Annotated in this window: 30 protein-coding genes and 1 tRNA gene; 16 read left to right on the top strand and 15 right to left on the bottom strand. The window is 32.4% G+C overall.

Translation table 11 applies throughout. The features are described 5' to 3' along the window. Positions 1 to 20: 20 nt before the first annotated feature. The 3 genes from PMT9312_RS06615 to PMT9312_RS06605 are packed head-to-tail and all read left to right on the top strand — an operon-like array spanning position 21 to position 3,888. Complete coding sequence (locus PMT9312_RS06615) at positions 21 to 962, top strand: DMT family transporter (RefSeq protein WP_011376826.1); 942 nt, start codon at positions 21 to 23, stop codon at positions 960 to 962. A gap of 28 nt (positions 963 to 990) precedes the next feature. Then, a complete protein-coding gene (locus tag PMT9312_RS06610; RefSeq protein ID WP_011376825.1) occupies positions 991 to 2,067 on the top strand; it encodes a glycosyltransferase family 4 protein in 1,077 nt (358 codons plus the stop codon). A 15-nt stretch (positions 2,068 to 2,082) separates the two neighbouring features. Continuing rightward, on the top strand, positions 2,083 to 3,888 hold the full coding sequence (locus tag PMT9312_RS06605) for an ArnT family glycosyltransferase (protein ID WP_011376824.1): 1,806 nt from the start codon (positions 2,083 to 2,085) through the stop codon (positions 3,886 to 3,888). On the opposite strand, the gene PMT9312_RS06600 is transcribed toward PMT9312_RS06605, so the two are convergent. The 5 genes from PMT9312_RS06600 to PMT9312_RS06580 all read right to left on the bottom strand — a co-directional run bounded on the left by PMT9312_RS06600 (position 3,885) and on the right by PMT9312_RS06580 (position 6,531). Then, on the bottom strand, positions 3,885 to 4,136 hold the full coding sequence (locus PMT9312_RS06600; RefSeq protein ID WP_011376823.1) for a hypothetical protein: 252 nt from the start codon (positions 4,134 to 4,136) through the stop codon (positions 3,885 to 3,887). The two genes, PMT9312_RS06605 and PMT9312_RS06600, sit on opposite strands and share 4 nt — an antisense overlap. 87 nt (positions 4,137 to 4,223) lie before the next feature. Then, positions 4,224 to 5,009: an AEC family transporter gene (locus PMT9312_RS06595; RefSeq protein WP_011376822.1), complete on the bottom strand. Its 786-nt coding sequence runs from the start codon at positions 5,007 to 5,009 to the stop codon at positions 4,224 to 4,226. Positions 5,010 to 5,213: 204 nt separating this feature from the next. Next, positions 5,214 to 5,438: a hypothetical protein gene (locus PMT9312_RS06590; protein WP_011376821.1), complete on the bottom strand. Its 225-nt coding sequence runs from the start codon at positions 5,436 to 5,438 to the stop codon at positions 5,214 to 5,216. A 53-nt stretch (positions 5,439 to 5,491) separates the two neighbouring features. After that, positions 5,492 to 5,779, bottom strand: a complete 288-nt coding sequence (locus PMT9312_RS06585; protein ID WP_011376820.1) for a SemiSWEET family sugar transporter — start codon at positions 5,777 to 5,779, stop codon at positions 5,492 to 5,494. A 17-nt stretch (positions 5,780 to 5,796) separates the two neighbouring features. Then, a complete protein-coding gene (locus tag PMT9312_RS06580) occupies positions 5,797 to 6,531 on the bottom strand; it encodes an AhpC/TSA family protein (protein WP_011376819.1) in 735 nt (244 codons plus the stop codon). A gap of 142 nt (positions 6,532 to 6,673) precedes the next feature. Here PMT9312_RS06580 and fldA point away from each other — a divergent pair, with 142 nt between their 5' ends. The 3 genes from fldA to PMT9312_RS06565 all read left to right on the top strand — a co-directional run bounded on the left by fldA (position 6,674) and on the right by PMT9312_RS06565 (position 9,134). Next, the gene (gene fldA / locus PMT9312_RS06575; RefSeq protein WP_011376818.1) at positions 6,674 to 7,198 is read left to right on the top strand and encodes a flavodoxin FldA; all 525 of its coding nucleotides are present in this window, start codon (positions 6,674 to 6,676) and stop codon (positions 7,196 to 7,198) included. Between the two features lie 145 nt (positions 7,199 to 7,343). After that, on the top strand, positions 7,344 to 8,402 hold the full coding sequence (locus tag PMT9312_RS06570) for a chlorophyll a/b binding light-harvesting protein (protein ID WP_011376817.1): 1,059 nt from the start codon (positions 7,344 to 7,346) through the stop codon (positions 8,400 to 8,402). A gap of 75 nt (positions 8,403 to 8,477) precedes the next feature. Next, positions 8,478 to 9,134 carry a DUF3386 domain-containing protein gene (locus tag PMT9312_RS06565; RefSeq protein ID WP_011376816.1) on the top strand — a complete coding sequence of 219 codons (657 nt, stop codon included), beginning with the start codon at positions 8,478 to 8,480 and terminating at the stop codon, positions 9,132 to 9,134. Between the two features lie 6 nt (positions 9,135 to 9,140). Here PMT9312_RS06565 and PMT9312_RS06560 read toward each other — a convergent pair whose 3' ends face one another. Further along, the gene (locus PMT9312_RS06560; RefSeq protein WP_011376815.1) at positions 9,141 to 9,386 is read right to left on the bottom strand and encodes a hypothetical protein; all 246 of its coding nucleotides are present in this window, start codon (positions 9,384 to 9,386) and stop codon (positions 9,141 to 9,143) included. Positions 9,387 to 9,482: 96 nt separating this feature from the next. Beyond that, on the bottom strand, positions 9,483 to 10,121 hold the full coding sequence (locus PMT9312_RS06555) for a methyltransferase domain-containing protein (RefSeq protein ID WP_011376814.1): 639 nt from the start codon (positions 10,119 to 10,121) through the stop codon (positions 9,483 to 9,485). 155 nt (positions 10,122 to 10,276) lie between these two features. On the opposite strand from PMT9312_RS06555, the gene PMT9312_RS09855 reads away from it, so the two are divergent. The 5 genes from PMT9312_RS09855 (at position 10,277) to PMT9312_RS06535 (ending at position 13,691) form a co-directional block, all read left to right on the top strand. Beyond that, the gene (locus PMT9312_RS09855) at positions 10,277 to 10,447 is read left to right on the top strand and encodes a hypothetical protein (RefSeq protein WP_193741833.1); all 171 of its coding nucleotides are present in this window, start codon (positions 10,277 to 10,279) and stop codon (positions 10,445 to 10,447) included. 2 nt (positions 10,448 to 10,449) lie between these two features. After that, complete coding sequence (locus tag PMT9312_RS06550) at positions 10,450 to 10,782, top strand: phenylpyruvate tautomerase MIF-related protein (protein ID WP_011376813.1); 333 nt, start codon at positions 10,450 to 10,452, stop codon at positions 10,780 to 10,782. A 23-nt stretch (positions 10,783 to 10,805) separates the two neighbouring features. Continuing rightward, a complete protein-coding gene (locus PMT9312_RS06545) occupies positions 10,806 to 11,195 on the top strand; it encodes a DUF1824 family protein (protein ID WP_011376812.1) in 390 nt (129 codons plus the stop codon). Between the two features lie 154 nt (positions 11,196 to 11,349). Continuing rightward, on the top strand, positions 11,350 to 12,225 hold the full coding sequence (gene glyQ / locus PMT9312_RS06540; protein ID WP_036924276.1) for a glycine--tRNA ligase subunit alpha: 876 nt from the start codon (positions 11,350 to 11,352) through the stop codon (positions 12,223 to 12,225). Positions 12,226 to 12,377: 152 nt separating this feature from the next. Continuing rightward, positions 12,378 to 13,691 carry an iron uptake porin gene (locus tag PMT9312_RS06535; RefSeq protein ID WP_011376810.1) on the top strand — a complete coding sequence of 438 codons (1,314 nt, stop codon included), beginning with the start codon at positions 12,378 to 12,380 and terminating at the stop codon, positions 13,689 to 13,691. Between the two features lie 83 nt (positions 13,692 to 13,774). Here the strand turns inward: PMT9312_RS06535 and PMT9312_RS06530 are convergent, their stop codons facing one another. Both PMT9312_RS06530 and PMT9312_RS06525 read right to left on the bottom strand, forming a co-directional pair. Beyond that, entirely contained in the window at positions 13,775 to 14,002 is a 228-nt protein-coding gene (locus PMT9312_RS06530) for a hypothetical protein (RefSeq protein ID WP_011376809.1), read from the bottom strand. A 72-nt stretch (positions 14,003 to 14,074) separates the two neighbouring features. Then, on the bottom strand, positions 14,075 to 14,740 hold the full coding sequence (locus PMT9312_RS06525) for a Fe2+-dependent dioxygenase (RefSeq protein WP_011376808.1): 666 nt from the start codon (positions 14,738 to 14,740) through the stop codon (positions 14,075 to 14,077). Positions 14,741 to 14,842: 102 nt separating this feature from the next. Here PMT9312_RS06525 and PMT9312_RS06520 point away from each other — a divergent pair, with 102 nt between their 5' ends. Further along, positions 14,843 to 15,865: an extracellular solute-binding protein gene (locus tag PMT9312_RS06520; RefSeq protein ID WP_036924302.1), complete on the top strand. Its 1,023-nt coding sequence runs from the start codon at positions 14,843 to 14,845 to the stop codon at positions 15,863 to 15,865. A 61-nt stretch (positions 15,866 to 15,926) separates the two neighbouring features. Next, positions 15,927 to 16,011 (top strand) — tRNA-Ser (locus PMT9312_RS06515). Between the two features lie 968 nt (positions 16,012 to 16,979). On the opposite strand, the gene PMT9312_RS06510 is transcribed toward PMT9312_RS06515, so the two are convergent. Together PMT9312_RS06510 and PMT9312_RS06505 are read right to left on the bottom strand one after the other, a co-directional pair. After that, the gene (locus PMT9312_RS06510; protein ID WP_011376806.1) at positions 16,980 to 17,231 is read right to left on the bottom strand and encodes a 2Fe-2S iron-sulfur cluster-binding protein; all 252 of its coding nucleotides are present in this window, start codon (positions 17,229 to 17,231) and stop codon (positions 16,980 to 16,982) included. Next, on the bottom strand, positions 17,228 to 18,757 hold the full coding sequence (locus PMT9312_RS06505) for a cobyric acid synthase (RefSeq protein ID WP_011376805.1): 1,530 nt from the start codon (positions 18,755 to 18,757) through the stop codon (positions 17,228 to 17,230). Before PMT9312_RS06505 ends, PMT9312_RS06510 begins: the two co-directional genes overlap by 4 nt. Before the next feature lie 68 nt (positions 18,758 to 18,825). On the opposite strand from PMT9312_RS06505, the gene PMT9312_RS06500 reads away from it, so the two are divergent. Next, the gene (locus PMT9312_RS06500; protein WP_011376804.1) at positions 18,826 to 19,446 is read left to right on the top strand and encodes a nucleoside triphosphate pyrophosphatase; all 621 of its coding nucleotides are present in this window, start codon (positions 18,826 to 18,828) and stop codon (positions 19,444 to 19,446) included. A gap of 52 nt (positions 19,447 to 19,498) precedes the next feature. Here the strand turns inward: PMT9312_RS06500 and psbC are convergent, their stop codons facing one another. Beyond that, positions 19,499 to 20,881, bottom strand: a complete 1,383-nt coding sequence (gene psbC, locus PMT9312_RS06495; RefSeq protein ID WP_011376803.1) for a photosystem II reaction center protein CP43 — start codon at positions 20,879 to 20,881, stop codon at positions 19,499 to 19,501. Next, positions 20,865 to 21,941, bottom strand: a complete 1,077-nt coding sequence (psbD, locus tag PMT9312_RS06490; RefSeq protein WP_002807316.1) for a photosystem II D2 protein (photosystem q(a) protein) — start codon at positions 21,939 to 21,941, stop codon at positions 20,865 to 20,867. Before psbD ends, psbC begins: the two co-directional genes overlap by 17 nt. 181 nt (positions 21,942 to 22,122) lie before the next feature. On the opposite strand from psbD, the gene PMT9312_RS06485 reads away from it, so the two are divergent. Together PMT9312_RS06485 and PMT9312_RS06480 are read left to right on the top strand one after the other, a co-directional pair. Beyond that, a complete protein-coding gene (locus PMT9312_RS06485; RefSeq protein WP_011376802.1) occupies positions 22,123 to 22,680 on the top strand; it encodes a photosystem I assembly protein Ycf4 in 558 nt (185 codons plus the stop codon). 47 nt (positions 22,681 to 22,727) lie between these two features. Further along, complete coding sequence (locus tag PMT9312_RS06480; protein WP_011376801.1) at positions 22,728 to 23,333, top strand: peptidylprolyl isomerase; 606 nt, start codon at positions 22,728 to 22,730, stop codon at positions 23,331 to 23,333. On the opposite strand, the gene ilvN is transcribed toward PMT9312_RS06480, so the two are convergent. Next, entirely contained in the window at positions 23,330 to 23,854 is a 525-nt protein-coding gene (ilvN, locus tag PMT9312_RS06475) for an acetolactate synthase small subunit (protein ID WP_011376800.1), read from the bottom strand. The two genes, PMT9312_RS06480 and ilvN, sit on opposite strands and share 4 nt — an antisense overlap. Continuing rightward, complete coding sequence (locus PMT9312_RS06470; protein WP_011376799.1) at positions 23,851 to 24,801, bottom strand: alpha/beta fold hydrolase; 951 nt, start codon at positions 24,799 to 24,801, stop codon at positions 23,851 to 23,853. The genes ilvN and PMT9312_RS06470 overlap by 4 nt, the downstream gene beginning before the upstream one ends. Positions 24,802 to 24,869: the final 68 nt, after the last annotated feature.

The following is a 24,869-nucleotide window of genomic DNA, read 5'->3' as shown; positions in this document are numbered from 1 at the left end:
AAAGATTATCAGCAGACTTAATGAATTCAATCCTAAATTGGTTTTTAATGTTACTCCCTTTTGCACTTTGGGGGACTTCAATGGCAGCTATGACCCCCTTGGTATCTAGTGCTGGACCCGAGTTTGTTGCTTCTTTAAGATTACTTCCTGCAGGGATTCTTGTTCTAATTACAACATATTTGTTTAAAAGAGATTTGAAAATTTATAAATGCGATTTGAAGTGGTTTTTTGTTTTTACAATTGTCGACGCTACTTTTTTTCAGTTATTTTTAACTTATGGCATTGAAAAAACTGGAGCAGGTCTAGGCTCTGTATTGATTGATTCTCAGCCCCTTTTGGTAGCTATTTTAGCAAGGGCAATTTTTGGAAATTTAATTAATCCAATAGGGTGGTTAGGCTTACTTTTTGGCCTGGGAGGAATAGTATTCTTAGGTGTTCCGCAAGAACTTCTAGGAAATTGGTGGTTAATGTCTAATAAGGCCATGACTGATGTGGCTTTTAACTTTGGAGAGATCTGGATGCTCGCAGCTTCGCTAGCTATGGCACTAGGAACAATTTTAATTAGATTCACCTGTACTAAAAGTGATCCAGTTGCTGTTACAGGATGGCACATGGTTTTCGGTAGTGTGCCCTTAATTATTAGGCATTGCTTACAATCAAATTTTCAAATAATCCCTAATTGGTCAATATTTGAATGGGGACTCATGTCATTTGCAAGTATCTTTGGAGGAGCAATAGCTTATGGATTGTTTTTTTACTTTGCTAACAATAAAGAAATAACTGGATTTAGTACTCTTGCTTTTTTAACTCCTGTATTCGCTCTTCTCAGTGGAGGTGTTTGGTTAGATGAAAGACTTACTATTGTTCAATGGATAGGAGTAGTTTTTGTGCTTATCTCGGTATTTTTTGTTAGCCAGAGAAGGCTTTTATGGGAAAATAAATTCACAGACACTAATATTTAAATAGGTTCTTGGTATAAAAAGTCTAATAATGCGAATAGTTTTGATTAGTACTCCAATAGGCTTCATTGGAAGTGGAAAAGGTGGAGGAGTTGAATTAACTTTAAATTCTTTGGTATCAGGATTGCTTTCTTTAGGTCATTCGGTAGAGGTGATAGCTCCTAAAAATTCTAAATTAAATGCAATTAATGAAAAAGCAAAATTATATTTTGTAGAAGGTGAAGATCAAATTAGTTGGCAGCATCAAAATTATAATTCTCCTGTAATCATCCCAGACAATTCACTTCTAGCAGGAATGCTAGAAAAGGGATTGGAAATAGCAAAAAAAGCAGATGTATTGTTGAACATGTCTTATGATTGGTTGCCTATTTGGATGACTTTAAATGTAGAGATGCCCATTGCGCACATAATTAGTATGGGCTCTGAAAGTTCGGTAATAAGTAATTTAATCTCAAAAGTATATGCTAAACGTCCACAAAATTTTGCTTTCCATTCCAAAATACAAGCTAATGATTATCCTTTCATTAACAATCCAACAATTATTGGCAATGGTTTTAAATTGGATAATTATACTTTTCAAGATTCAGTGAAGGGACCCTTGGCTTGGATTGGCAGAGTGGCACCCGAGAAAGGTTTAGAGGATGCTGTTTATATCGCAAATGAACTTGGCGAAAAACTAAAAGTTTGGGGAGTTATAGAAGATGAGACTTATGCTTCAAAGATAGAACAATCTTTTCCTCAAGGAATTATAGATTGGATGGGTTTTGTATCAACCAATGAATTGCAAAAAGAACTTGGTAAGTGTAGGGTTTTGCTAAATACTCCGAAATGGAATGAAGCATATGGGAACGTAGTTGTTGAAGCTTTAGCCTGTGGGGTGCCAGTCATAGCTTATAAAAGGGGAGGCCCTAGTGAAATTATTAAGCATGGGCAAATAGGGTATCTTGCTGATCCTGATGATAAAACAAATATGCTTTCTTATGTAGAGATTATTGAAAAAATAAAGCGTAATAAATGTAGAGAATGGGTAGAAAAAAATGCCTCCACAGATATATTTGCTAACAAGGTTGTGAACTGGCTTAATAAGGTAATGCACGAATATAAATAAAATAAATAATTTTAAATGATTCTTCTTAACTCAAAAAAAAGGCTTATAACCTTATCGATAGTTTTAGTTTGTGGGATCATTATATTTATCTTAGGTTTGGGCACTACAGGACTAGTGGATGAAACTCCTCCTTTATTTGCGGCTGCTGCACGGGCAATGAGTGAATCTGGGGATTGGTTAACGCCAAAAGTCAATGGAATGGCACGTTTTGATAAGCCTCCACTAATATATTGGCTAATGGGTTTTTTTTACTCATTACCAAAAAACGAGATTTGGGATAGTTTTGGGACAATCTCAGCAAGACTCCCCTCAGCTTTGGGATCATTATTTTTAATGTTGATGATTGGAGATACGTTGTTTTGTTGGCCACAAAAGGGTGATAGGCAATTCCTCACTCCAATAGTTGCATCATTAGGCTTTGCTTTGTCTCCATTAATAATTATCTGGAGTAGAACTGCTGTGAGTGATGCTCTTTTAACTGGAACTTTAGGTATTAGCCTGCTTTTGTTTTGGAGAAGAATGGCAAGTGAAAATAATGATCAATGCATTTCAGCATGGTTATTTTTAGGGTTTGCAATTTTGACAAAAGGACCTATTGCATTTGTTTTGGCAACATTGACTATTACATCTTTCTTATTTATTCAGAAGGATTGGAAAACGTTGCTCTGCAAGATAAATCCTAGGAAAGGTTTTTTAATAACAATACTAATAAGTGTTCCATGGTACATTTTAGAACTCATAAAAGAGGGCAAACCTTTTTGGGACAATTTTTTTGGTTATCATAATTTTCAAAGATATACCTCAGTTGTAAATAATCATGCAGAACCATTCTGGTTTTTTCTTTACATAATGATATTGGCTTCATTACCATTCACTCCCTTTTTATATCATGGGATATTGCAAGCCTTTAAGGATTTCTTGAAAAGTTCAAAAGAAAGTTGCAATGTCACTGAAACTCTTTATACATATTCTTTATGTTGGTTAATATCAGTTTTAATCTTTTTTAGTATTTCTGCTACGAAACTACCAAGCTATTGGTTGCCAGCAATTCCAGCAGCGGCAATCTTAATTAGTAACAGCTTTATAAACTTAAAAAAATCAAATAAAAGTTATGTATCTTTATGGATGTTGAATATTTTAATTTTGTTTGGAGTATCAATAGCATTCTTTTTATCAAATATTTGGTTAAGTTTAATAAATGATCCTGAAATGCCAAATCTTGCATCAGAACTTATAAGCTTTGGGATAATTTTTAAAGCTAAATTGTTCTTTTCTTCATTTACACTTCTTGCAATAATTTTATTTTCTTTAAAATCCAAAAATATTTTTCTTTATCTTCAAATATTACTTTTAATTGGGCAATCTTTTTTGATGTCGCCAATTAGAAAATTAGCGGATACTTCTAGGCAATTACCTTTGAGGAATATCTCAAAATTAATTTCAGATATTCGTGAAAGGAAGGAAACTTTAGCAATGATCGGGATAAGAAAACCCTCTTTACATTATTATTCGAGACAAATAGTTTTTTATGAACCAAATACTAAAGAAGGATTAATTAATCTTTCAGAAAGGCTAAATACTGATAGGAGAAAAAATTATGAGGATCAACCTGATTATGAATACAAATCTTTTTTGGTCGTGATTGATGAATATTCTTCGAGCCAAGATCATTGGTCAAATATTAATCATCAAAAATTGGGCGAATATGGGATTTATAATTTATGGCGAATTCAGAAAAGTGATTTAAATAAGTATTCGGAACTTTTAGTGAATAGTGGTTATAAATCTGACTGGGAAAATAGAAAAGTTGAAAAATTTTAACAAAGTCTTTTTTTAAGAAGAGCGTTTTTTAGGTCATCAAGGCTACACTTACTGGGAATTTGAATTTCATTCAAATCTTCGAGTAATTCGAGGTCGATGACAGAATCTTCAGCTAAAAAACTAAAAACTTCATTAATGCTTATTCCCATATCTTCCGCCATCTCTGAGATTAGCCTTAGAGTATCTCTCCTTACACAAATCCTGAGATCTAATGGGATATATTCATTTTCAGGGCTTGCTGACTTCATAACCTAAATCTTAAGACATTATGTAGTTATCTGGATATTTTCTTTACAATATTCATTATTCATGCTTTTAAGGCCTTTCTAAGTTTTTTATCTAAATGCATTTATAAAAATTGTTAAAAGAGGAATTGTAGCTATTGAAATCAAAGTGGAAGTAAAAAGAATTTTTGAAGCAATCTTCTGGTTTACGCAATAAGCCTCTGCCATTAAAAGATTTGATATTGCAGCTGGGGTCCCTGCTTGAAGGATTACAGCTGATGATTGATAGAAGTTAAAATTTAAAAATTTACTTATTAGAAAAATAATAAAAGGAAGAATAAATAATTTAAGTAAGATTGAAAATCTAATTTCTTTATTAAAATCAAAAATCTTACCCTTTTGATTTGTTATTAATCCAAGTTTTGTTCCAACAATAATTATTGCCAATGCAATTACTATTCTTGCTGGTATCCAAAGGTAATTTCCTAATAGTTCATTTATTTGGAAAAGGTAGGCCAATAGTACTCCAATGATCCCTTTAGAGGCAGGATTATTTATTAATGCATTTAATAATCTTTTGAAATTTGGGATATTGTTGCTCTTCGAGATTTCTTGAAGTAAAAAAGGCCCAAATAGCCAAGCGAATAGTGTTGTTCCTAAGTCATATCCAATGGTAAAGTTTATCGTTTTTGTAGGGAGAAGTGCTATTGCAATTGGTATTCCGAGAAATGATGTATTACCTATTAGGCCTGCAAGCTGCAAAGTAGCATTTGGAAGCCTTTTTTTAAATATTGGGAATATATTTATTAAAACTATTAAAAATCCAATTATGGAGAATGCTAAGAATGCACTTTTAATAAGGTTTATATCTATACCCTCTTTTAATAAAAGACCCATTACACTAAATGGAATGCCAAATTTTATTAGGGGTCTTGCAATATATTCAGATATCTTTGGGTTCTTTTTTCCAAGAAAAAATCCAAAAATTAAGAAAGGTATAATATTTATAAAAAGAGAGAAGATGGTATTAATTAAATATTTAATAAAGCAATATTAACTTGCCGTGGAGCATTCAAAAAAAATTTATTGTATATAGATAATTTAAATGATTTTCCATATTGCTTGATCAGGAATTAAAGGAGATTTATATAAATCTTCTGGTTCTTTAGTCAAAACTCTCCAATTAGGAACTCTACAAGTTACGTATGCAGGACTTTCTATTAAAACCCCAGGTTTCTCATCAAAAGTACATGTAAAACCTTCTTTCCAATAACCCCCATTGTTAAGGCTACCTTTAAACCATACCCAGCATTTTGAAGTTTTCAAGATTAAAAAATTTAGCTCTATAATAATTAAGATTTCAGTATTATTTTTAAAATTTAATATTTATTAGAGTAATTATTTATCACTTGAGTTTTTGAAAAATATATTTTTGAGATTAATATTAAGAGATTTAAGATTAGGGTAATTAAATTAGCTATCAATATTGGGATAGAAGAAATTTTATAACCGTAAATAATCCAAGAAATAACTCCTACAATAAACATTATTAAGGTTGTCAAAGAGACATCATCTGCCTTTTTTGATTTTAAAGTCTTTATTAATTGAGGTAGAAATGCAGCTGTTGTTAAAACCGCTGCAAAATATCCAAATATGTCAACATTCATAAAAAGGTTTTAAAAAACTATTCTTTAATTAAATCAGATAAAAATCCTAATGGATCCCTCATGTTTGATGAATATCCAAGCACATCACTAGAAAAAAACTTATAAACAATTTGATTTTTATCATTCAATAAAAAAGAAGCACCTCTTTGAGGAAGGTATCTTTCATGAAGAATATAATCACCCCAATTTTTGATGATTTCATTCATATTATTTAATCTGAACGTTGCGAGTTCAAATGGTCTTAAATAACCATTCCCGAAAACCTGTTTAAAAGAATTACCTGAGAAGTTAAGAAATTGTAAAACGTCAATTTTGTCAAATTCTGAATATATTTGCTTTGCCTTACGGTCTCCTGTATAACCTCTAAAAACTTCTTTGAGTGTTTTAAAAGAATTTATTCCGGATAACATCAACAGCATATTGATCCAGCCTCCTAAACCTATATCTAATCCTCTGGAGACTTTTAGATTATTATGGATTTGGTTATCGGAGACGACTTTTAAATTTGCTTCTCGAAAGCCAGTAAAGTTACAGAATTTTTCTTTCCCATTTTGGTTGCCAATAGCAATGGCAAAAATATCTATTTTTTGATCTTGATGATTATCGATAAAATTTTTCAAATTTATTGCATATTCAAAGGTATCAAAATCTCCCAATAATCCAAATAAAACAATTAATTTGAAATTTTTATTTCCATTAAAGTTAAATTCTTCAATAAGATTATTGATATCATTTTGAAATTTGTCAGTCACGATGTTTTAAATGTGTTTATAAATTATTTTCAAAAAAAATTTTCTTACCTTAAAAAGTATAAAATTTTACATGAAAAAGTTTTTAAAGAAATTAATTTAACGTTTTTAGATTTTATTATTTTAAGGTAAACATTTTGAAGTTATGACTGTAGGAATTTATTACGCAACTACAACTGGAAAAACTGAAGACGTAGCTGATCGTCTTCATAACTTTATTTCTTCGGCAGAAGCACCTAAAGATGTATCTGATGTTGATGATCTTTCAGAATTCGAAGGTCTTGATGGAATTATCTGCGGGATACCTACTTGGAACACTGGGGCTGATGAAGAAAGATCAGGAACTGCATGGGATTCAATTCTGGAGGATATTGGTGAACTAAGTTTATCAGGAAAAAAGGTTGCAATTTTTGGTTTAGGAGATTCTTCTACCTACACAGAAAACTATTGTGATGCCATGGAAGAACTTCACAGCTACTTCGCTAAAGCAGGTGCCGAAATGGTCGGTTACGTAGATAAATCTTCTTATACGTTTGATGAATCTAAAAGTATCATTGGAGAAAGCTTTTGTGGATTACCTCTTGATGAGGATAGTGAATCTGATTTAACCGATACACGTCTTGAAACATGGGCTTCTCAGCTTAAGGACGAAATCCCTTCATTGGCGTAAGCTTTCAAAGATATTTACTTTCCCAATTTGTAACATTTGTTCTTTCATAATATGTTTTTTTTACATAAGTAATTAAATCTGTAAAGAACATGTAAAAACCCATACTGATAAGCAATATGCTCAACATGCTGTTTATTTAAATCAAGTGTTACAAACTTACGGAAAATCTGATGTCACCTATGACTGGTACGCAGGAAATTCTGGTGTTGTTGGCCGTTCAGGTAAATTCATAGCTTCTCACGCTGCTCATGCAGGACTTATGATGTTTTGGGCAGGTGCTTTTGGATTATTTGAATTAGCTCGTTACGATGCCAGTATTCCAATGGGTGCTCAAAAATTAATTTGTTTACCTCACCTCGCAGGTCTTGGGATAGGTGGTATTGAAAATGGAGTTATTACTGAAACATATGGAATTGTTGTAATTTGCACATTGCATCTAATTTTTTCTGCTGTATTGGGTGCTGGAGGATTATTACATTCCACCAAATTTGCCGGGGATCTTGCAGATTATTCTGAAACCAGTAAGCCAAGAAAATTCGATTTTGAATGGGATGATCCAGATAAATTAACTTTCATTCTTGGCCATCATCTAATCTTCTTAGGTATAGGAGCTATTTGGTTCGTGGAATGGGCTAAATGGCATGGGATCTATGACCCTGCAATTGGTTCAACAAGACAAGTAATTTACAACTTGGATATTGCTGCTATTTGGAATCATCAATTTGATTTTTTAAAAATAGATAGTCTAGAAGATGTTCTGGGAGGTCATGCATTTCTAGCCTTTTTAGAAATAATTGGCGGAATTTTCCACATTTTTACTAAGCAATTTGGAGAATATACAGAATTTAAAGGTAAAGGGTTACTAGGTGCTGAAGCTATTTTGTCTTACTCAGTAGTAGGCGTTTCCTATATGGCCTTTGTCGCGGCATTCTGGTGTGCTTCAAACACAACAATATACCCAGTTGATTTATATGGAGAGCCATTAAAGCTTCAATTTGAGTTCGCTCCTTATTTTACGGACACAGTTGACTTAGGTTCTGGCGTATATAGTGCAAGAGCTTGGCTTGCAAATGCTCATTTCTATTTGGGATTCTTTTTCTTGCAAGGTCATTTATGGCATGCTCTAAGAGCTATGGGGTTTGACTTTAAGAAAATTGGTCAAGCTTTTGACAATATGGAAAACGCAAAAATTACACAAAAATAGTTCAATCTGATAAAAAACCTCTCCTCTAGTAGGGAGGTTTTTTTTTGTAGAATTATTTCACTTATTAAAAATTTAATGGAGAATTCAAGACAAATTAATTGTAAGGAGATTTTTCGAAAGGCTTATGAAAATAGGTACACCTGGAAGAATGATTTTAATGGGTACCAAGGTAAATGTATTTTTTTGCGTAATAATAATATTTTTAAAGGTAACTTCGTATTAGGTAAGGACTTTAAACCAAATATTCAAAAAATAGAAGATGAGAAAATTGTTAAAAGTATTGCCTCTCAGTTATTTGAAGTATGCATACACAGGGTAAAGAGAGAATTCGAATCTGTTCATTCAGATAATAATTTTAATTTACTCAAAAATACTTTAAGTGGGATTGAAATGAGTGTTTCAGGAAAGAATCAAGGTGATAGGTATAGAGTTAAAAATGACTGTATTAATATGGTCTATAGAAAAATTCATGGAACAATAATTGAAATTTTTGTTGAAGAATTCTTACATACAGGTATAGGTTCCCTTAGTAAAAAATACAGTAGTCAGTCAATTGATCCAGATACACTTATGGCAAAATCACAAAAATTAGAATATGAGGATGAATTTATAAATATAGGTGAAGAGGAGGATTATTGGATCTTAAATTCGAGAACAATAAAATACTTAAACCAAAATCAAGAAGAAGAAACACAAAAGTTTGTTTTCGAGGATTTAAGTTTATTGAAATAAGTTTTTTTATTCAACCAATCTAAATCCTTTATCAAGTAGTTTTTGATAAAGGAGTCTCGCTCTGAAGGCTAAAATTTGTTCTTCATTTTCATTACTAATTACATGGAAATAATTATTGTCTAGTTTATTTTTGCTAAAACATACGTTTGCCTCACCTAATCTTAAAGTCCAGTTTTGTTCTTTTGCTAAATGCTGATTAGGACCTAGATCCCAAGGACATTTTTCAGGATATTTCTCTCTTTTAGAGCCCATATTATTAATTTTAACTATCCAATATTAGTAAAAATTTAAGATTATGGCTATAAAAATTTATTAATAGCTTTGTCTGAAATTTAGTAAGGGTATTATTTACTCTTTAGCCGCAATTAAGCAATAAAATGGATCTTTATTGAAAAAATTAAAGATATTAATGACCGGTTTATTAAATTTTTTAATAATTTTTGGTTCATTAAATCCGTTTGTGATTAATACTTTTCTTACATATTTAACTCTCTCTTCCTCAGTAGAGGTAGTCCATATATTAGGCGCCTTATGCCAAAATGCTCTATTTGAAAAAGCTATTATAAACTTGCCCTGATTACTCAAAATTCTAACGATTTCTCTAGTTAAATTTTCTGGATATTGTAAATATTGCCAAGCTGCGACCATTAAACAATAATCAACACTTTCGTTATTTAGAGGAATTTTTTGATTCAAATTGAAATTTTGTGTCCAATAAGTATCAAAAATTTTGTTTTTCTCAAGTTCTTGTTTGTTTAAGCCATGCCCGATAACCTTTTTATATTTTTTCTCTTCAGGTAAATAACTATCCCAACTGGACATTAAGTCGAGTACTGTTGAATAATCTGAAATTTCATTTTTATAAACATATGATAGATATCGCCTGAAGTTTGCATCTAAATGATAAACAAATTTTGGGTCAGAATAAAATTCTTCATCATTGCTCTCATCCAGTTTCCTTCTTTGATAAATATTTAAAACTTCCAAAATGATAATTATTTAAGACGCCCTTTAAATTTAGTAAATAGATATTAATATTGTGTTTTTGAAATGTATTTTGCATTTAATTAATTAAAGATCTTTAAAAAAACTAGACATCTATTCAAAAAAAGTTAAATTATTAATTAATAATTTAGTTAAAAATGATTGAATTCAAAAAGAGCAAAAAAAGTAGATCTAAAAATGCTCTTTTCAATCCATATAAAAACGGAATAAGTGAATACGATATGGCATATCTTTCATCAAAAAAAGTTTTAAAAAATAAAACTTTTAATCTACAGAATGATTTTCAAAAAGATAATTTAGCTGCATAAATATGCCTTACATTAATGTTTCTACTTCAGCCAAAATAGAGGACAAGAAAAAATTACTTGAAGAAATCTCAATATTGGTTTCATCTTTAACAAATAAATCAAAAAGATTTGTTATGGCTAAATTAGATGATAACTCTGATATGTATTTCGAAGATGAAAGCCCTTGTTGTTTTTTAGAGATTAAGTCAATAGGCTCTTTAACTCCTTCAGAAATAGCAAAGCCAATATCTAATTTTGTATATGAGAAAATAGGAATTCCAATAGATAAGATTTATATTTCTTTCGAGGATGTGCCTGCTTCAATGTGGGCTTGGAATGGAAGAACCTTTGGTTAATTATTATTTTAGGTATTAATTAAATGGAAATAAATAAGTTAGTTGATTTAAACGGTCTTAGAACGGCTCCTCAATTAAGCAATAGTCAAGTAAAAAAAATATTAGAAGAACTAGAAGCAAATATTTTTAATGCTGATTGGCTAACAATAGGAATAATGGCACCTAGTGATACTAAAGCTATTGAAGCATTGAAATCAATTACTGAAAGATATTCCTCAATTAAATTTGTGAATTTAGAATCCCTTCATGCTGATGGAAGTGTTTTTTTAAAAGGTAATCAAAAAACTGGGAATGTTTTTATTAGATCTGAAACTGGTATTGGTGAAGGGATTTTATTAACCAGTCAGTATGAACAGCAATATAAAGAATCTAGTACTTTTGGACCATTGCCACTAGATTTTTTTCATAATTAATTTCTAATTTATGTATTTATCAAGGATTTTATTTTAATTATAGCTTTTTACTAGATAATACTTTTCAGAACTTAGAGTTGAAGATATTTTTGTTTTTAAGCTTTGTTATTATATTTAATGGCATTGATCTAAATTTTTCACTTTTTAAAAATTGATGTTTTTTCAGGATATAATTCAAAATCTAAATAATTTTTGGTCTAAAGAAGGTTGTTTGATTATGCAGCCTTACGATACTGAAAAGGGTGCTGGCACAATGAATCCTCATACCTTTTTGAGGGCTATTGGACCGGAACCTTGGTCGGTTGCATATGCCGAGCCATGTAGAAGACCAACAGACGGAAGATTTGGAGATAATCCTAATCGTGCTCAACATTACTTTCAATATCAAGTAATAATTAAGCCTTCCCCTGATGGGATTCAAGAAAAATATTTAAAATGTCTGGAATCTCTTGGAATAGAACCTAAAAATCATGACATAAGATTTGTTGAAGATAATTGGGAGTCGCCAACTCTTGGAGCTTGGGGAGTGGGTTGGGAAGTATGGCTAGACGGAATGGAAGTTACTCAATTCACCTATTTTCAGCAATGCGGAGGGTTTGATTGTAATCCAATCCCAATTGAAATCACCTTTGGATTAGAGAGAATTGCAATGTTTTTGCAGGATAAGGAAAGTATCTGGGACTTAAGTTGGAACAAAAATTTGAAATATAGTGATATTTGGCTTCAATTTGAAAAAAGTCAATGCGAATATAATTTTACTGAATCTAATCCTGATAATCTGAGGAAATTATTTGAAATTTACCAAGAAGAGGCAAATTCTTTAATAGAAAAGAAATTAACATATCCCGCGCTTGATTTTGTTCTGAAATGTAGTCATACTTTTAATCTGCTCGATGCCAGGGGAGTTATTTCAGTTACAGACCGTGCTCAATATATTGAAAAGATTAGAAAATTAGCAAGAGAAGTTGCATCATCTTGGAGAGAGGAAAGAGAATTTTTGGGATATCCACTAATAAAAAAAGTAAATTAACAAATCAAAAAATATTGATATGTCAAATATTCTTGATATATGGAAAGTATCAATGGTTACATCTCCTTGAAACTTTTATATCATTTCAAGATTGTTTCTTTAGATACAGTATGTATACCCCATTTTATTGGGTTACTTTAGTGTGAGGTAAAATGAAACTCTTCCAACAAATGTTGGTGGCAGGGGCATCTTTGAGCTTATTAGCTCCAATTGCTGCTCAAGCTTCCGATGTAGTCAATTTAGAAGAAATGAATAGCTACGGACGTAGCCAAAAAAAATCTTCAAAACTTGACAGTAATACATTCATTAACGAAGTTAGTGAAGATATTGCAACTCTAAACGGCCGTATTGATGGCCTTGAGTCTAAACAAAATGATTTTGAAGCAGGCGCTTTCTCTTCTACAACATCCATGGATGGTAAGGCGATCTTTTGGATTGGTGCAATAGAAGGTATCAATGATGTTGATGACAATGAGGATGGTCTCAATACAGATGAACCATCTGATTCGGTTCAGACAGGTTATACCTACACAATGAACTTAAATACAAGTTTTACAGGTGATGATAACCTCTATGTACGTTTAAAAGCTGGAGAAAATGGTGGGGCTTGGTCATCTAAACCAGCTGGTTACCATATCCATACCAAAGATACAAATGATGAATTTAGGGTTGATAAGATTTGGTATACATTCCCTATAGGAGATAACATTACTGCTTTCGCAGGTCCTAGGATTGAGAACTACTACATGTATGTAACTCCATCTATTTATAAACCAGGTGCTTTAAAAGCCTTTAAGTTAGGTGGAAATAGTAACTTTGGAGCTAGTACCGACGTTGGTTTTGGTTTAAAATATGAAGCCGATAACGGTTTTGCTATAGCATCGAACGTTGTTGATAAAAACGCTGATGCAGCCAATAGTGGTTTCTTCCAAGACGATTCAGTTAGCAAATGGGATACTCAAATTGCATATACCCAGCCTAGGTATCACTTATCTTTAACTGTTTCAAATGCTCAGAACTGGACATCTCAGCTTTATAATGCAACAGCATTAGGTGAGAATACCGCGACAGATTCGATGGGATATGCCGCAAGAGCATATTGGATGCCAGAAGAAACAGGTACTGCAATGCCTGAAATTTCTGTTGGTTACGATACAAAGGTCTGGGATGATGCTGCTGCCGGAACTGTTGATGAGGCAGATAGCTGGATGGTTGGGTTGACTTGGAAAGATATTCGTCAGCCAGATGACAGAATTGGAATTGCATTTACTCAACCATTAAAGGCTACTTCTATTGCTGGCGGAGGTGATACTAATGAAGTTGATCCACTATTGTGGGAAGTATATTATTCATGGAAACAAAATGATTCTGTGACAATAACTCCTGCAATCTTTGGCGGGTCTGATTCTTTCCAAGCAGATGATGATACTTTTGGAGCAGTTGTAACAACAGCGTTCAAGTTCTAAAGTCAACTTTAAGCAATTGCTGAAATTGAACTAGAAAACACCCATTAAGGGTGTTTTTTTTTGATTATTATTTTTTGTTTAACTTACCAACAATTTTCTCCTTCCCCAATAGGTATACAAACGTTGGATTTTTGTGCCTTATCTGCAATTTCTTGTGCTTTTTCATCTAATATGAAATCTGCATTAACGTCCATGTCTGTATTCCATTCTTTTAGGCCCCCCATATCATTTTCCCCACTATTAACTGATGATGATATAGACAATGCGCTAGTAGCAGCAATGAATAATGCTATCGAACTTTTTTTTGGCATTCCAAATTTCTAATTATTTTTTATTTTAAATATTTTTTAAACAATTTTCTATTTAGTGTATAAAATGATTCTTTAGTTACCAAGTAGCCTAAGAAGATTTGAATAAGACTTGAAAATAAGATCCAATTCATCTGACCTCCCATTTTTAGCTAATAAGCCTTTTGCACCTGCATCCAGATCAAATAAATATTCTCTTTGTTCGATTGATTTTACATAACTTTCAATCCAACCTACACATACTAATCTTTCTCCATTTTTAATCTCTTTAACTGAATGTAAGTAAGTACTAGGATAAATAATTATCTCACCTGCATTTAGTTTGAATTCTTTTTCTGAATTCATCTCTTCAATAATGAGTTCTCCCCCATCGTATGTATTTTTATCAGTTAAAGAAATGGTAAAAGATAAATCAGCACGTCCTGATGACATAAATGGATTATCAATATGCCTACCGTATTGCATATCTTTTAATGATTTCGTAAACATTATTCCATGAATTATTTTTGGTAAGGCAAAGCTTTTTATTAGAGGGCTGGAAAGAATTTTCTTTTTGATTAAATGGGAGAGTTTTTTAGATATTTCGGATTCTCTATTTAATTGCAAATTATTTTTTACCATTGAGGCGTGACTGCCGGCAGTTTTTTTTCCATCTTCCCAGAGAGTATTTTCTTTGTTTAAATTTTTAATTAATGCTTCTATTTCTTCTTGAATGAGAAGCTGGTTAGTTAAAAAATTCATTTTGATTATAAAAAATGATACAAGGTGGTGTATAGAAAATATCTTTTAGGATTCTTGTTCTTTTAATATATATAAAGTAACCATAGATACTATTTGAAAAAATTGCAAAACCTAAAAAAAATATTTTATTCAGCTTTGACTTGTTCCTTTTTATTTAATTTAAATATACCTGCAAATTCGACAGAAAAAGAAGTCAAAGTTTATTCAGGGAGACATTACAACACAGATAGAAGTGTTTATAAAAAATTTGCAGAGGAAACTGGTATAAAAGTCAGACTAATCGAAGCTGCTGGTATCTCCTTAATCGAAAGGTTAAAACGAGAGGGAAAAAATTCTCAAGCCGATCTAATTTTGCTTGTTGATGCGGCAAGAATTACTAATGCTGCAAAATTAGGATTGCTACAAAAAATTGATTCTCCCACTTTAGAAAATGATGTTCCTATTGGATTAAAAGATCCTAATAAGGAATGGTACGCATTAACGAGAAGAGTTAGAGTTATGGTCGCAAATCCAAAGGTGGTAGATGTAAGTAAGATTAATGATTACACTGATTTGGCCGACCCTTCTTTAAAAGGAAAAGTATGTCTGAGGAATAGAAAAAGTCCCTATAATCAATCTTTGGTTGCGAATCAAATAATTAATAAGGGAGAAGAGGACACAAAAAATTGGCTTAACGGGATGATTTCAAATGTATCACAACCATTTTTCCCGGGAGATATTTCTATAGTAAGAGCAGTTTCTAAAAGAAAGTGTGGTGTTGGTATTGTAAATCATTACTATGTTGCAAGAATGCTAGCTGGTGTAAATGGAAGAAGAGATGCTTTATATGCAAAACGAACAACTGTCCTCACACCTAATCCGGCACATTTAAATATTAGTGCTGGTGGTGTAGCTAAATACGCTACAAACAAAAATGAAGCTATTAAGCTCCTTGAATATTTGGCATCTCCAAAGGGAAGCAATGGCCTTGCTGCTCCAACTTTTGAACATCCATTAAAAGAGGTTAATCAAAATCCAATTGTCAAAGACTTTGGAGAATTTATTCCTGATAAGGTAACTATAGAAGACCTTGGGGCAAAAAATTCTATAGCAATAAAATTGATGAAAGATGCAGGTTGGGATTAAAATTAAGATAATTAGATAGATTATATTTTATTTTTAATTATGTGCATACTTATAAGAAGGTGGAGAGGTGGCTGAGAGGTCGAAAGCGAACGACTCGAAATCGTTTAATAGGCAACTATTCGTGGGTTCGAATCCCACCCTCTCCGTAAGATCTCAAATCTTCTTTTTGATTAGGAGAATAAGAAGAAGATTCTCTAGTCCTTAATACAGTTGCATTAAACAGGTTCTTTTTTACTATTTCTCTTTATATCAATGATGAATTTATTAAATCCTGCAAGAGGGATTAATCATTCATAGATTATATAGATTAGAAACTATTAACAAAAATATTATTAGTAATTAATACTTTAGATATTTGTACCCTTGTTCCATTAGGTTATATAAATCAGAAACTCCTCACACACTAATTTCTGATAATTAAACACCCTTTTCTCTAAATTAGGGTGTTTTTTATTGCCATAAATCCTTTAATACATAACTGCTACATGTGACAGTTACGTAACATTCCATGCGCCCCTTCCACGGAAATGAAATATATGGAATATTTTAAACAAGTGTGAAGGAGTGGTTTTACTCAAGCAGTGGGAACAAGGAAACACTTGGTTAGGTAAAACCAGAAAAAGGCCTCTAAAAATAGGGGCCTTTTTTTTTTAACTTACTACTTTTATTAACTTTCCTATATCGTTCAAAGTGTTTCCTACTCATACCAATAATGTTTTGGTGGAATATACATTGAAATGAATCAAAAATAAGTCATAAATAGTCTAATATCTGCCTATACTGCTTAAGAAAGAATTTAACCCTCTCCTGATTTCTAAACGGACAAAACTTAGTCAGGGATATTCAGGTTGTCCAAAATCACTTTTTTTACAGTGAAAATCAGTGGTTTCTCTAAGTCAGTACACCCAAAACTTATGACAAATAATCTGATGGTGTCAGGGTCTTTGATAAATATTTCTTTTTTACATGACAAATACTTTCTTTACTGGACAAACTAGGAACATCCCACTAACACCCTTTTCTTCTATTAATACAAATAGTGCTAGGTTAAAGATAGAAAACTAACTTAGGGACTGGAATTAAATTAAATTTTTTTGTTGAATTAACAGAAGATTTAGTCTTCCCAGAACGGGTCTGTAGTCAGAGAAATTTTTAATGGAGATCTTTTTTTACTTTCAATATTGCTTATGCAAGCTCTTATAGTTTCTCCATTAACATCTATTTCACAAGCTCCGCAACTTCCTGTTAAGCAGCCAGTTGGAATTTCTAAACCTGCTTTTTTTGCAGTAGAGAACCAATCTTCCCCTTCAGAAACATATGTTTCAATATTATTTGGCCAAATAATTTTAATTTTTGAATTTTTCAATTTAATAATGATGAGAGGTTTAAATGCTTATTAAATTCATTTGCTAGATTTTCAATTATTTTTTCTCTCTTGTTTTTATAAGAGCTTGTTCTTTTTTTTAATGCTGGCAATTTCTTGTTCATTCTTATCAAATTTATATATTGATCTCTCCAAATATCATTTTCAAAGATCCCGTGAATGTATGTACCTGCAATTGTCCCACCTTCTTTATTTTCTTTGTACCAACCTAAATTTAAGTCTTTGAAGATAGGGTTAATCTTTAATGAGTTTTGAGTATTATCTAATTCGGTCTGGCCATTGTGAATTTCAAAACCATTAATTTTAGATTGGCATGGCCATAAAGATTCGGAACTGATTTGACGGGTTAATTTTTCTTCAAAGAAAGTGGTTCTTAATGGCAGTAATCCAATGCCTTTAATTTTTTGTTCTGAGAAAGTTTTCGAGCCCTCTTTTAAAAAAGGATCTTCAAGAAATGTGCCTAACATTTGTAAACCTCCACAGATCCCAATAATGTGACCCTTATTATTTGAATATTCCCTCAAATCATGAGATAAACCAGTCTTTTCAAGAAACATTTGATCTTTAATAGTTTGTTTACTACCAGGCAGAATAATAAAGTCATACTTCTTAAGGTTTTGCGATTCTCTAATCCATTCAATTAATATTGATTCTTCATTTTCTAATGGATCAAAATCTGAGAAGTTACTTATAGATGGTAATTTTATAATTCCAACTTTGATCTCAGCATTTGTGAAACGAGATTTATTTTCTAATAAATCTAAAGAATCTTCTGGAGGGAATGAATCATTTAGCCATGGAACAATTCCAATAACAGGTATTTGAGTTTTTTCTTCTATCCATTTTTTCCCTTCTTCAAATAATGAAAGGTCTCCTCTGAATCTATTTATTATAATTCCCTTTATAAGTTTTTTTTCTTCAGGTTTCATTAATTCAAGGGTTCCAATTATTTGTGCAAATACTCCTCCCCTTTCAATATCAGTAACTAAAATGCAATTTGCCTTTAAATACTTTGCAATTTTTAAATTAGTAAGGTCTCTATGTTTTAAATTCATTTCTACTGGACTGCCAGCCCCTTCTATAATTAAACGACAATTTGGATTTTTTTTATAAATAGAGTTTAAACTTTTTTTAATTACTTCCCATCCGGGAATAAACCAATCTTGGTAGTAATTTTTCGCGCTTGTGGTCCCTATACTTTTGCCAAGGTGAATTACCTCGCTTACTGAATTGCCTTGTGGTTTTAATAAAATGGGGTTCATTTCTGAAGAAGGATTGACACCACAAGCGAAGGCCTGAAGTGCTTGTGAATATGCCATCTCTCCCCCTTCCCAGTCAACCCATGCATTGTTACTCATGTTTTGTCCTTTAAAAGGTATTGGCTGTTCAGCTAAATTTTTAAGAATCCTGCAAATAGCTGTAACCGTTAATGATTTTCCTGCTCCACTAGAAGTACCTAGGACCATTATTGGTTTCTTTATTTTATGTAATTTCTCTTCTAAATACATTCGTAATTTATATTAATTTTGAAATTTATTAATTTGTAAATTGAATTATAATTTGATAAAAAAAATTTGTGTTAATTCTAGCCTCTGCTTCTCAATCTAGAAAGAAATTACTTGAAAATTGTCAAATTGAATTTATTCAAATCTCAAGTAATTTTGATGAAACTTCAATAAAAGAAAAGAATATATTTAATTTAGCTTTGGAATTATCTTTTCAAAAGGCTAATAGTTTATCTAAAAGTATAAAAAAAATATCATTGCCCGAAGAGATTAATTATGGTCCTTTGGGAATCCTTGGATGTGATTCAATTTTTGAATTTAAAGGAGAAGCCTATGGAAAACCTTCTGACAAAGCAGAGGCATTTATTAGATGGAAAAAAATGTCTGGAGAATTTGGATTTTTACATACTGGTCATACTTTAATAATTGGAAATTTTGATTCTACTTCAAATATTTTTAAAATCACTGATACAATTAAAAAAACAGTAAGTTCAAGAGTTTATTTTTCCAAGTTGGAAGATTGGGAAATCAAGACTTATATAGATACGAATGAACCTTTATATTGTGCCGGAGGATTTGCTTTGGAAGGAATAGGTGGTAAATATATAGAAAAAATAGAGGGTTGTTTCAGTAATGTAATGGGGTTAAGTTTGCCATGGCTCAGAAAAAATTTACTTAAACAAAAAATATAACAAAAAAAAAACCCTATCTTTTGATAGGGCTTTTTTTTATATGAAATAGAAATTAATCTAAATCTGGCATTTCTAGAGCTGGTTCACTCTTTCTGTCGATTCCTTTTTCGAAACCAGCAGCGGCAGCTCTAGCACGTCCTGCATGCCAAAGATGACCGATGAATGTAAACCATCCTAGGAAGAATTGAGCTGCAGCTAACCATTGTCTTAAATTAACGAAGTTAACAGCATTAGGCTCAGTAATGATTCCACCAACAGAGTTGATAGAAGCATTAGGAGCATGAGTCATATATTCAGCAGCTCTTCTGACTTGCCAAGGCTGAATATCATTTTGGATTTTCTCAAGGCTCAATCCGTTTGGCCCTCTTAAAGGCTCTAACCATGGACCTCTGAAATCCCAAAATCTCATTGTTTCACCACCAAATATAATTTCACCTGTAGGAGATCTCATGAGATACTTACCTAAACCTGTTGGTCCCATTGTTGTACCTACATTAGCTCCAATTCTTTGATCTCTCACTAGGAAAGTAAAGCTTTGGGCCTGTGAAGCTTCGGCGTTTGTAGGGCCATAGAACTCAGATGGGTAAGCAGTATTGTTAAACCAGATGAATGTTGATGCAATAAAACTTGCTACACAAATTCCACCAAGAGCGTAACTTAATAGACCTTCACCGTTCCAGATGAATGCTCTTCTAGCCCATCCAAAAGGTTTGGTAAAAATGTGGAATATTCCTCCAATAATTGCAGTTACACCCACATAGACATGTCCACCAACAATATCTTCAATTGAGTTAACACCGATTATAGAACCAGCGCCTCCCCATGGAGATCTAAATAGATAACCAAGAATAACCCTTGGATCTAATGTTGGATTGACTAATCTGACTTCACCACCACCAGGTGCCCAAGTATCATAAGCACCACCAATGAAACACCAGTTCACAGTCCATGCTAATGCACCTACACCAAGAACACACAAATGATAACCAAGAATATTGGTCATTTGATTTTTATCTCTCCAGTCAGTAGAGAAGAATGGGAAAGCTTCTTCAAGCTTCTCGGGACCCGCTAATGAATGGTAAATTCCACCAAAGCCAAGCACTGCAGAAGCTATTAAATGAACCACGCCAGCCTGAAAGAAAGGCATGATATCAGTAACTTCACCACCAGGTCCTATTCCATAACCAAACATTGCTACGTGTGGCATACAAATTAGACCTTGCTCCCACATTGGTTTATCAAAAGTAAAATGATTAACCTCAAAAAGCATCATTGCTCCTGCCCAGAAGACTATAAGTCCAGCGTGAGCGATGTGAGCTCCTAATAAACGTCCAGATAAATTGATTAGTCTAGCGTTACCTACATACCAGGCATAACCAGTCTCTTCAATACTTTGGTTTGGAGCTCTTAATAAATTATTAAAGGGCGTTTCCACGTGGAAGAACCTCCTCAGGGAATACAAAATTTTCGTGTGGTTGATCCACAGAAGACATCCATGCTCGCATACCTTCGTTCAAAAGTATATTTTTTGTATAGAAAGTTTCAAATTCAGGATCTTCTGCAGCACGTATCTCTTGGCTTACGAAATCATAAGCCCTTAGGTTTAGTGCTAAGCCGACTATACCAATTGAAGATGTCCACATACCCATAACAGGTACAAAAAGCATCAAGAAGTGTAAGAAACGCTTGTTTGAGAAAGCGATACCGAAGATTTGACTCCAGAATCTATTCGCCGTAATCATTGAATAAGTTTCTTCTTCTTGTGTAGGGTCAAAAGCTCTAAATGTTGAACTTTGAACCTTACCATCTGTGTAAATACTTGTATCTTCATACAAAGTATTTTGTACTGTAGCTCCATGAATAGCGCAAAGTAGAGCACCACCAAGAATTCCAGCTACTCCCATCATGTGGAAGGGATTTAAAGTAATATTATGAAAACCTTGAATGAACAGAATATAACGGAAGATTGCTGCAACACCAAATGAAGGTGCGAAGAACCAACTATGCTGTCCTAAGGGATAAATAAGGAAAATACTTGTGAAAACTGCAATTACTGCTGAGAAAGCTAATGCGTTGTATGGTCTTATTCCAACAAGGCCAGCAATTTCAAACTGACGAAGCATAAAACCAATAAGGCCAAATACTCCATGTAATGCGACAAAGTTCCAAAGACCACCAAGTTGTAGCCATCTAACGAAACTACCTTGGGCTTCAGGACCCCATAAAAATAGAAGACTGTGTCCCATGGCATCACCAGGGGTACTAACAGCTGCTGTTAAAAAGTTACAACCTTCAAGGTATGAGCTTGCAACTCCATGTGTGTACCATGAGGTAACAAATGTTGTTCCGACGAACCAACCACCTATAGCAAGATATGCACAAGGAAGAAGTAGTAGTCCGGACCAACCAATAAATACAAAGCGGTCGCGCTTCAACCAATCATCGAGGACATCAAACCATCCTCTTTGTGGGGCGCTACCAACTGCGATCGTCATGAGAAATCGTTTTAGCTTCGGGATACGGAGAAACTGTAACAAAGATTGAGAGTAATGTGGGGAAATATTTGTATATCTGAAATGCCTTGTAAAGGTTTTCTGACTTTTTTATTAAAAATTAGGTAAGAATACTCCATTAGTTTGTTAAATTATCTGAATTAGGATCTAAAAAAAGATAAAAATGAATTCAGACCTCACGTCTTTCGATAAAATCGAACAAAAAATTGGTGGATCAAGAAAAACTTCTAATTACATTATTGGTGGAATGCTAACGATTGGGGGTATTGGTTTTCTTTTGGCCTCCATATCTAGCTATACAGGAAAGGATCTATTACCTCTGGGGAATCCTTCAACTTTATTGTTTATACCTCAAGGAATAATAATGGGAGCTTATGGAGTAGTTGCTAATTTGTTAAATTTTTATTTATGGTATATGGTTTACATTAACTTTGGTTCAGGTAGTAATTCTTTTAATAAGTCATCAAAATCTGTTGAAATAAAAAGAAAAGGATTATTTAAAGATATTGATGTCAAATTAAATTTTGATGAAATTAAATCAGTTAAGTTGGATATAAGTGAGGGATTTAATCCTAGAAGAAGAATTGCTTTAGTACTCAAAGGTAGGAAAAAACCTCTCCCTCTAAGTGGGGCAGGTGAACTTAAACCGCTTCTTCAAGTTGAAGAAGAAGGAGCTCGGCTGGCTAAATTTTTGAATGTTAATTTGGAGGGCTTAAAATAAAAAAAAATAATTTATTAAAAACATTATCTTTTATTCAGGTTCTGTTTTTGGTACAAGCATGCAGTTTCAAAAATGAGATCAGTCCAAATTATTACTGCCAGAAACTTAAATTTAGTTGTATTCAAGATAATAAAATAGTTTATTTTAAAACTTCAAAAGGTGATTTTGAGGTTAAATTATTTGGTGAAGAAAGCCCAGTAACAGTATCAAATTTTCTAGAAAACATAAACAATAATATTTATGTAAATCAACAATTTTATAAAATAATAAATTATCCCCAAATAAGATTTATTCATGGAGGCGTTAATCCAGAAAAAAAATTTTATGTTGAAAGAAATCAAACTTTAAATAAGACAAGTCCTTCAATACCTTTAGAAATAAAATTCAGAGAAGAAATTAAACCAAGATATAATTATCAAATAAAAAATCCTAATGAAACTGAAAATTTAGTTAATACTTTTGAGAGTGGCTCAATCGCTATGGTTAAAAGTGGTAAGCATAACTCTTCCTCTACTGAATTTTTTTTTGTAACTAATAAGATTCCAGAACTAGATGGTAGATATTCAATTTTTGGAAGGATTATTAAAGGATTAGATGTACTTAAAGAAATCAAGTTAAATGACTATATAAAGGAAGTCCGGATATCTAATTAAATTTCTAAAGAATATTTGTTTATTTTCAACATTTCTGTATTAACTCCTGAAGATCGTTTAAGAGCTACCTTGCCAGTTCTTGCGATTTCAAGTATACCGTAAGGTTCGAGTAATTTCTCTAAAGCAACTAACTTCCCAGGATCTCCAACCACTTCGAGTGTTAAGGCTATATCTGAAACGTCAACAACTTTTGCACGGAATATTTGAACTATATCTAAGATATTACTTCTGGTATCTTCTTTAGATGAAACTTTGAGTAACATCAATTCCCTCTCAACAGCTGCGAGATTAGTAAAATCTACAACTCCCAGAACATTAAATAACTTATTAAGTTGCTTAGTCATTTGTTGAAGAGTTGCATCGTCACCTTCTACAACCATTGTTAACCTTGAAATTCCTTTGGATTCTGCGGGACCTACTGCAAGGCTATCTATGTTGAATCCCCTTCTAGCAAAGAGACCTGAGATTCTACTCAAAGCTCCAGATTCGTCTTCAACAAGAACTGATAATGTATGTTTCATATTTTAAAATGTTTTAATTCTCTAATCCATTCATAAGAGATTCTATTGAATAATGAAGGATCTTCATCATGTATGCAATGCCCTGAATTGGATACTATTTTTAATTTTACCCATCTATGGAAATTTGCAATCTTTTTACCAACAAACAAAGGTATGAAATTATCTTTATCTCCCCAAATTAATAAAAATGGAACTTTTTTTGAGGTGCTAAGTTTTCTTAAAAGGTAAGAGGCTTGAAAATTTTCACCTCTTGAAGACATTCCAATACACATTGCTCTTAATGATCTAGCTGAAGTTCTCCTTAAAACTGGTTTTGTTACCAAATCTATGAGTTCATGATCGATATTATCTTTTTTGAAATAGGCAGAATTTACACCCAGCCTTATAACCCCTAATTTGGTTATTAAAAATAAAATAATCTCTAAAGGTAAAAAAATAAAAAATATTTTTATGAATCTATCTATAAATTTTTTAAATAATCTTTTAGTGGTTGTTTTTCTTTTGTTTTCGTGAATTTGATCTGGCAGAGGCGATGCAATAACTGTTGCAATCTGGTCCTCTAATGAAACTGCACATGTCAAAGCCACTAATGATCCAAGGGAATTGCCAATAAGAATGACTTTCCTAGAATTCTTCGGCTTTACAACCTGTTCAATAAAGTCTTTCACTTGGTTAGACCAAATCTCATTGTTTAATCTTCCAATTTGTCTTATCCCAGGTTGATCTGAATCCCCAAATCCGATTAAATCCAAAGAATATGAGGCACAATTCCTTTTTGCAAAATATTTTAAATTTTTTCTCCAATGCTTTCGACTAGCACCAAACCCGTGGAGAAATATAATTGGATTTTCATTGTCTTCGCCAATAACACTCCAACAAATTTTAAAACCATTCCAAGTCCAGTAGTTAGGATGGTTTATATTTTCTTCTTTAAAATTACTATTCATATATATAAAAATTTTCAAGATATTTGCATTATCTACTTTTTTAACAAATAAATGTATATTGAATGTAA

This window comes from Prochlorococcus marinus str. MIT 9312, from assembly GCF_000012645.1.
GTDB classification, from domain to species: domain Bacteria; phylum Cyanobacteriota; class Cyanobacteriia; order PCC-6307; family Cyanobiaceae; genus Prochlorococcus_A; species Prochlorococcus_A marinus_L.
This window is presented reverse-complemented; position numbering and strand designations above follow the sequence as displayed.

What these genes read in the sequence shown, in the direction of transcription:
- psbD (WP_002807316.1), bottom strand. Translation starts at nt 21,941, where the DNA reads ATGACGATCGCAGTTGGTAGCGCCCCACAAAGAGGATGGTTTGATGTC.
- PMT9312_RS06610 (WP_011376825.1), top strand. Translation starts at nt 991, where the DNA reads ATGCGAATAGTTTTGATTAGTACTCCAATAGGCTTCATTGGAAGTGGA.
- PMT9312_RS06505 (WP_011376805.1), bottom strand. Translation starts at nt 18,757, where the DNA reads ATGTATTTAGAAGAGAAATTACATAAAATAAAGAAACCAATAATGGTC.
- PMT9312_RS06485 (WP_011376802.1), top strand. Translation starts at nt 22,123, where the DNA reads ATGAATTCAGACCTCACGTCTTTCGATAAAATCGAACAAAAAATTGGT.
- PMT9312_RS06595 (WP_011376822.1), bottom strand. Translation starts at nt 5,009, where the DNA reads ATGGGTCTTTTATTAAAAGAGGGTATAGATATAAACCTTATTAAAAGT.
- PMT9312_RS06615 (WP_011376826.1), top strand. Translation starts at nt 21, where the DNA reads ATGAATTCAATCCTAAATTGGTTTTTAATGTTACTCCCTTTTGCACTT.
- PMT9312_RS06530 (WP_011376809.1), bottom strand. Translation starts at nt 14,002, where the DNA reads ATGCCAAAAAAAAGTTCGATAGCATTATTCATTGCTGCTACTAGCGCA.
- PMT9312_RS06600 (WP_011376823.1), bottom strand. Translation starts at nt 4,136, where the DNA reads ATGAAGTCAGCAAGCCCTGAAAATGAATATATCCCATTAGATCTCAGG.
- PMT9312_RS06560 (WP_011376815.1), bottom strand. Translation starts at nt 9,386, where the DNA reads ATGGGCTCTAAAAGAGAGAAATATCCTGAAAAATGTCCTTGGGATCTA.
- PMT9312_RS06470 (WP_011376799.1), bottom strand. Translation starts at nt 24,801, where the DNA reads ATGAATAGTAATTTTAAAGAAGAAAATATAAACCATCCTAACTACTGG.
- glyQ (WP_036924276.1), top strand. Translation starts at nt 11,350, where the DNA reads ATGTTTTTTCAGGATATAATTCAAAATCTAAATAATTTTTGGTCTAAA.
- PMT9312_RS06565 (WP_011376816.1), top strand. Translation starts at nt 8,478, where the DNA reads ATGGAGAATTCAAGACAAATTAATTGTAAGGAGATTTTTCGAAAGGCT.
- fldA (WP_011376818.1), top strand. Translation starts at nt 6,674, where the DNA reads ATGACTGTAGGAATTTATTACGCAACTACAACTGGAAAAACTGAAGAC.
- ilvN (WP_011376800.1), bottom strand. Translation starts at nt 23,854, where the DNA reads ATGAAACATACATTATCAGTTCTTGTTGAAGACGAATCTGGAGCTTTG.
- PMT9312_RS06550 (WP_011376813.1), top strand. Translation starts at nt 10,450, where the DNA reads ATGCCTTACATTAATGTTTCTACTTCAGCCAAAATAGAGGACAAGAAA.
- PMT9312_RS06545 (WP_011376812.1), top strand. Translation starts at nt 10,806, where the DNA reads ATGGAAATAAATAAGTTAGTTGATTTAAACGGTCTTAGAACGGCTCCT.
- PMT9312_RS06535 (WP_011376810.1), top strand. Translation starts at nt 12,378, where the DNA reads ATGAAACTCTTCCAACAAATGTTGGTGGCAGGGGCATCTTTGAGCTTA.
- PMT9312_RS09855 (WP_193741833.1), top strand. Translation starts at nt 10,277, where the DNA reads ATGATTGAATTCAAAAAGAGCAAAAAAAGTAGATCTAAAAATGCTCTT.
- PMT9312_RS06525 (WP_011376808.1), bottom strand. Translation starts at nt 14,740, where the DNA reads ATGAATTTTTTAACTAACCAGCTTCTCATTCAAGAAGAAATAGAAGCA.
- PMT9312_RS06585 (WP_011376820.1), bottom strand. Translation starts at nt 5,779, where the DNA reads ATGAATGTTGACATATTTGGATATTTTGCAGCGGTTTTAACAACAGCT.
- PMT9312_RS06605 (WP_011376824.1), top strand. Translation starts at nt 2,083, where the DNA reads ATGATTCTTCTTAACTCAAAAAAAAGGCTTATAACCTTATCGATAGTT.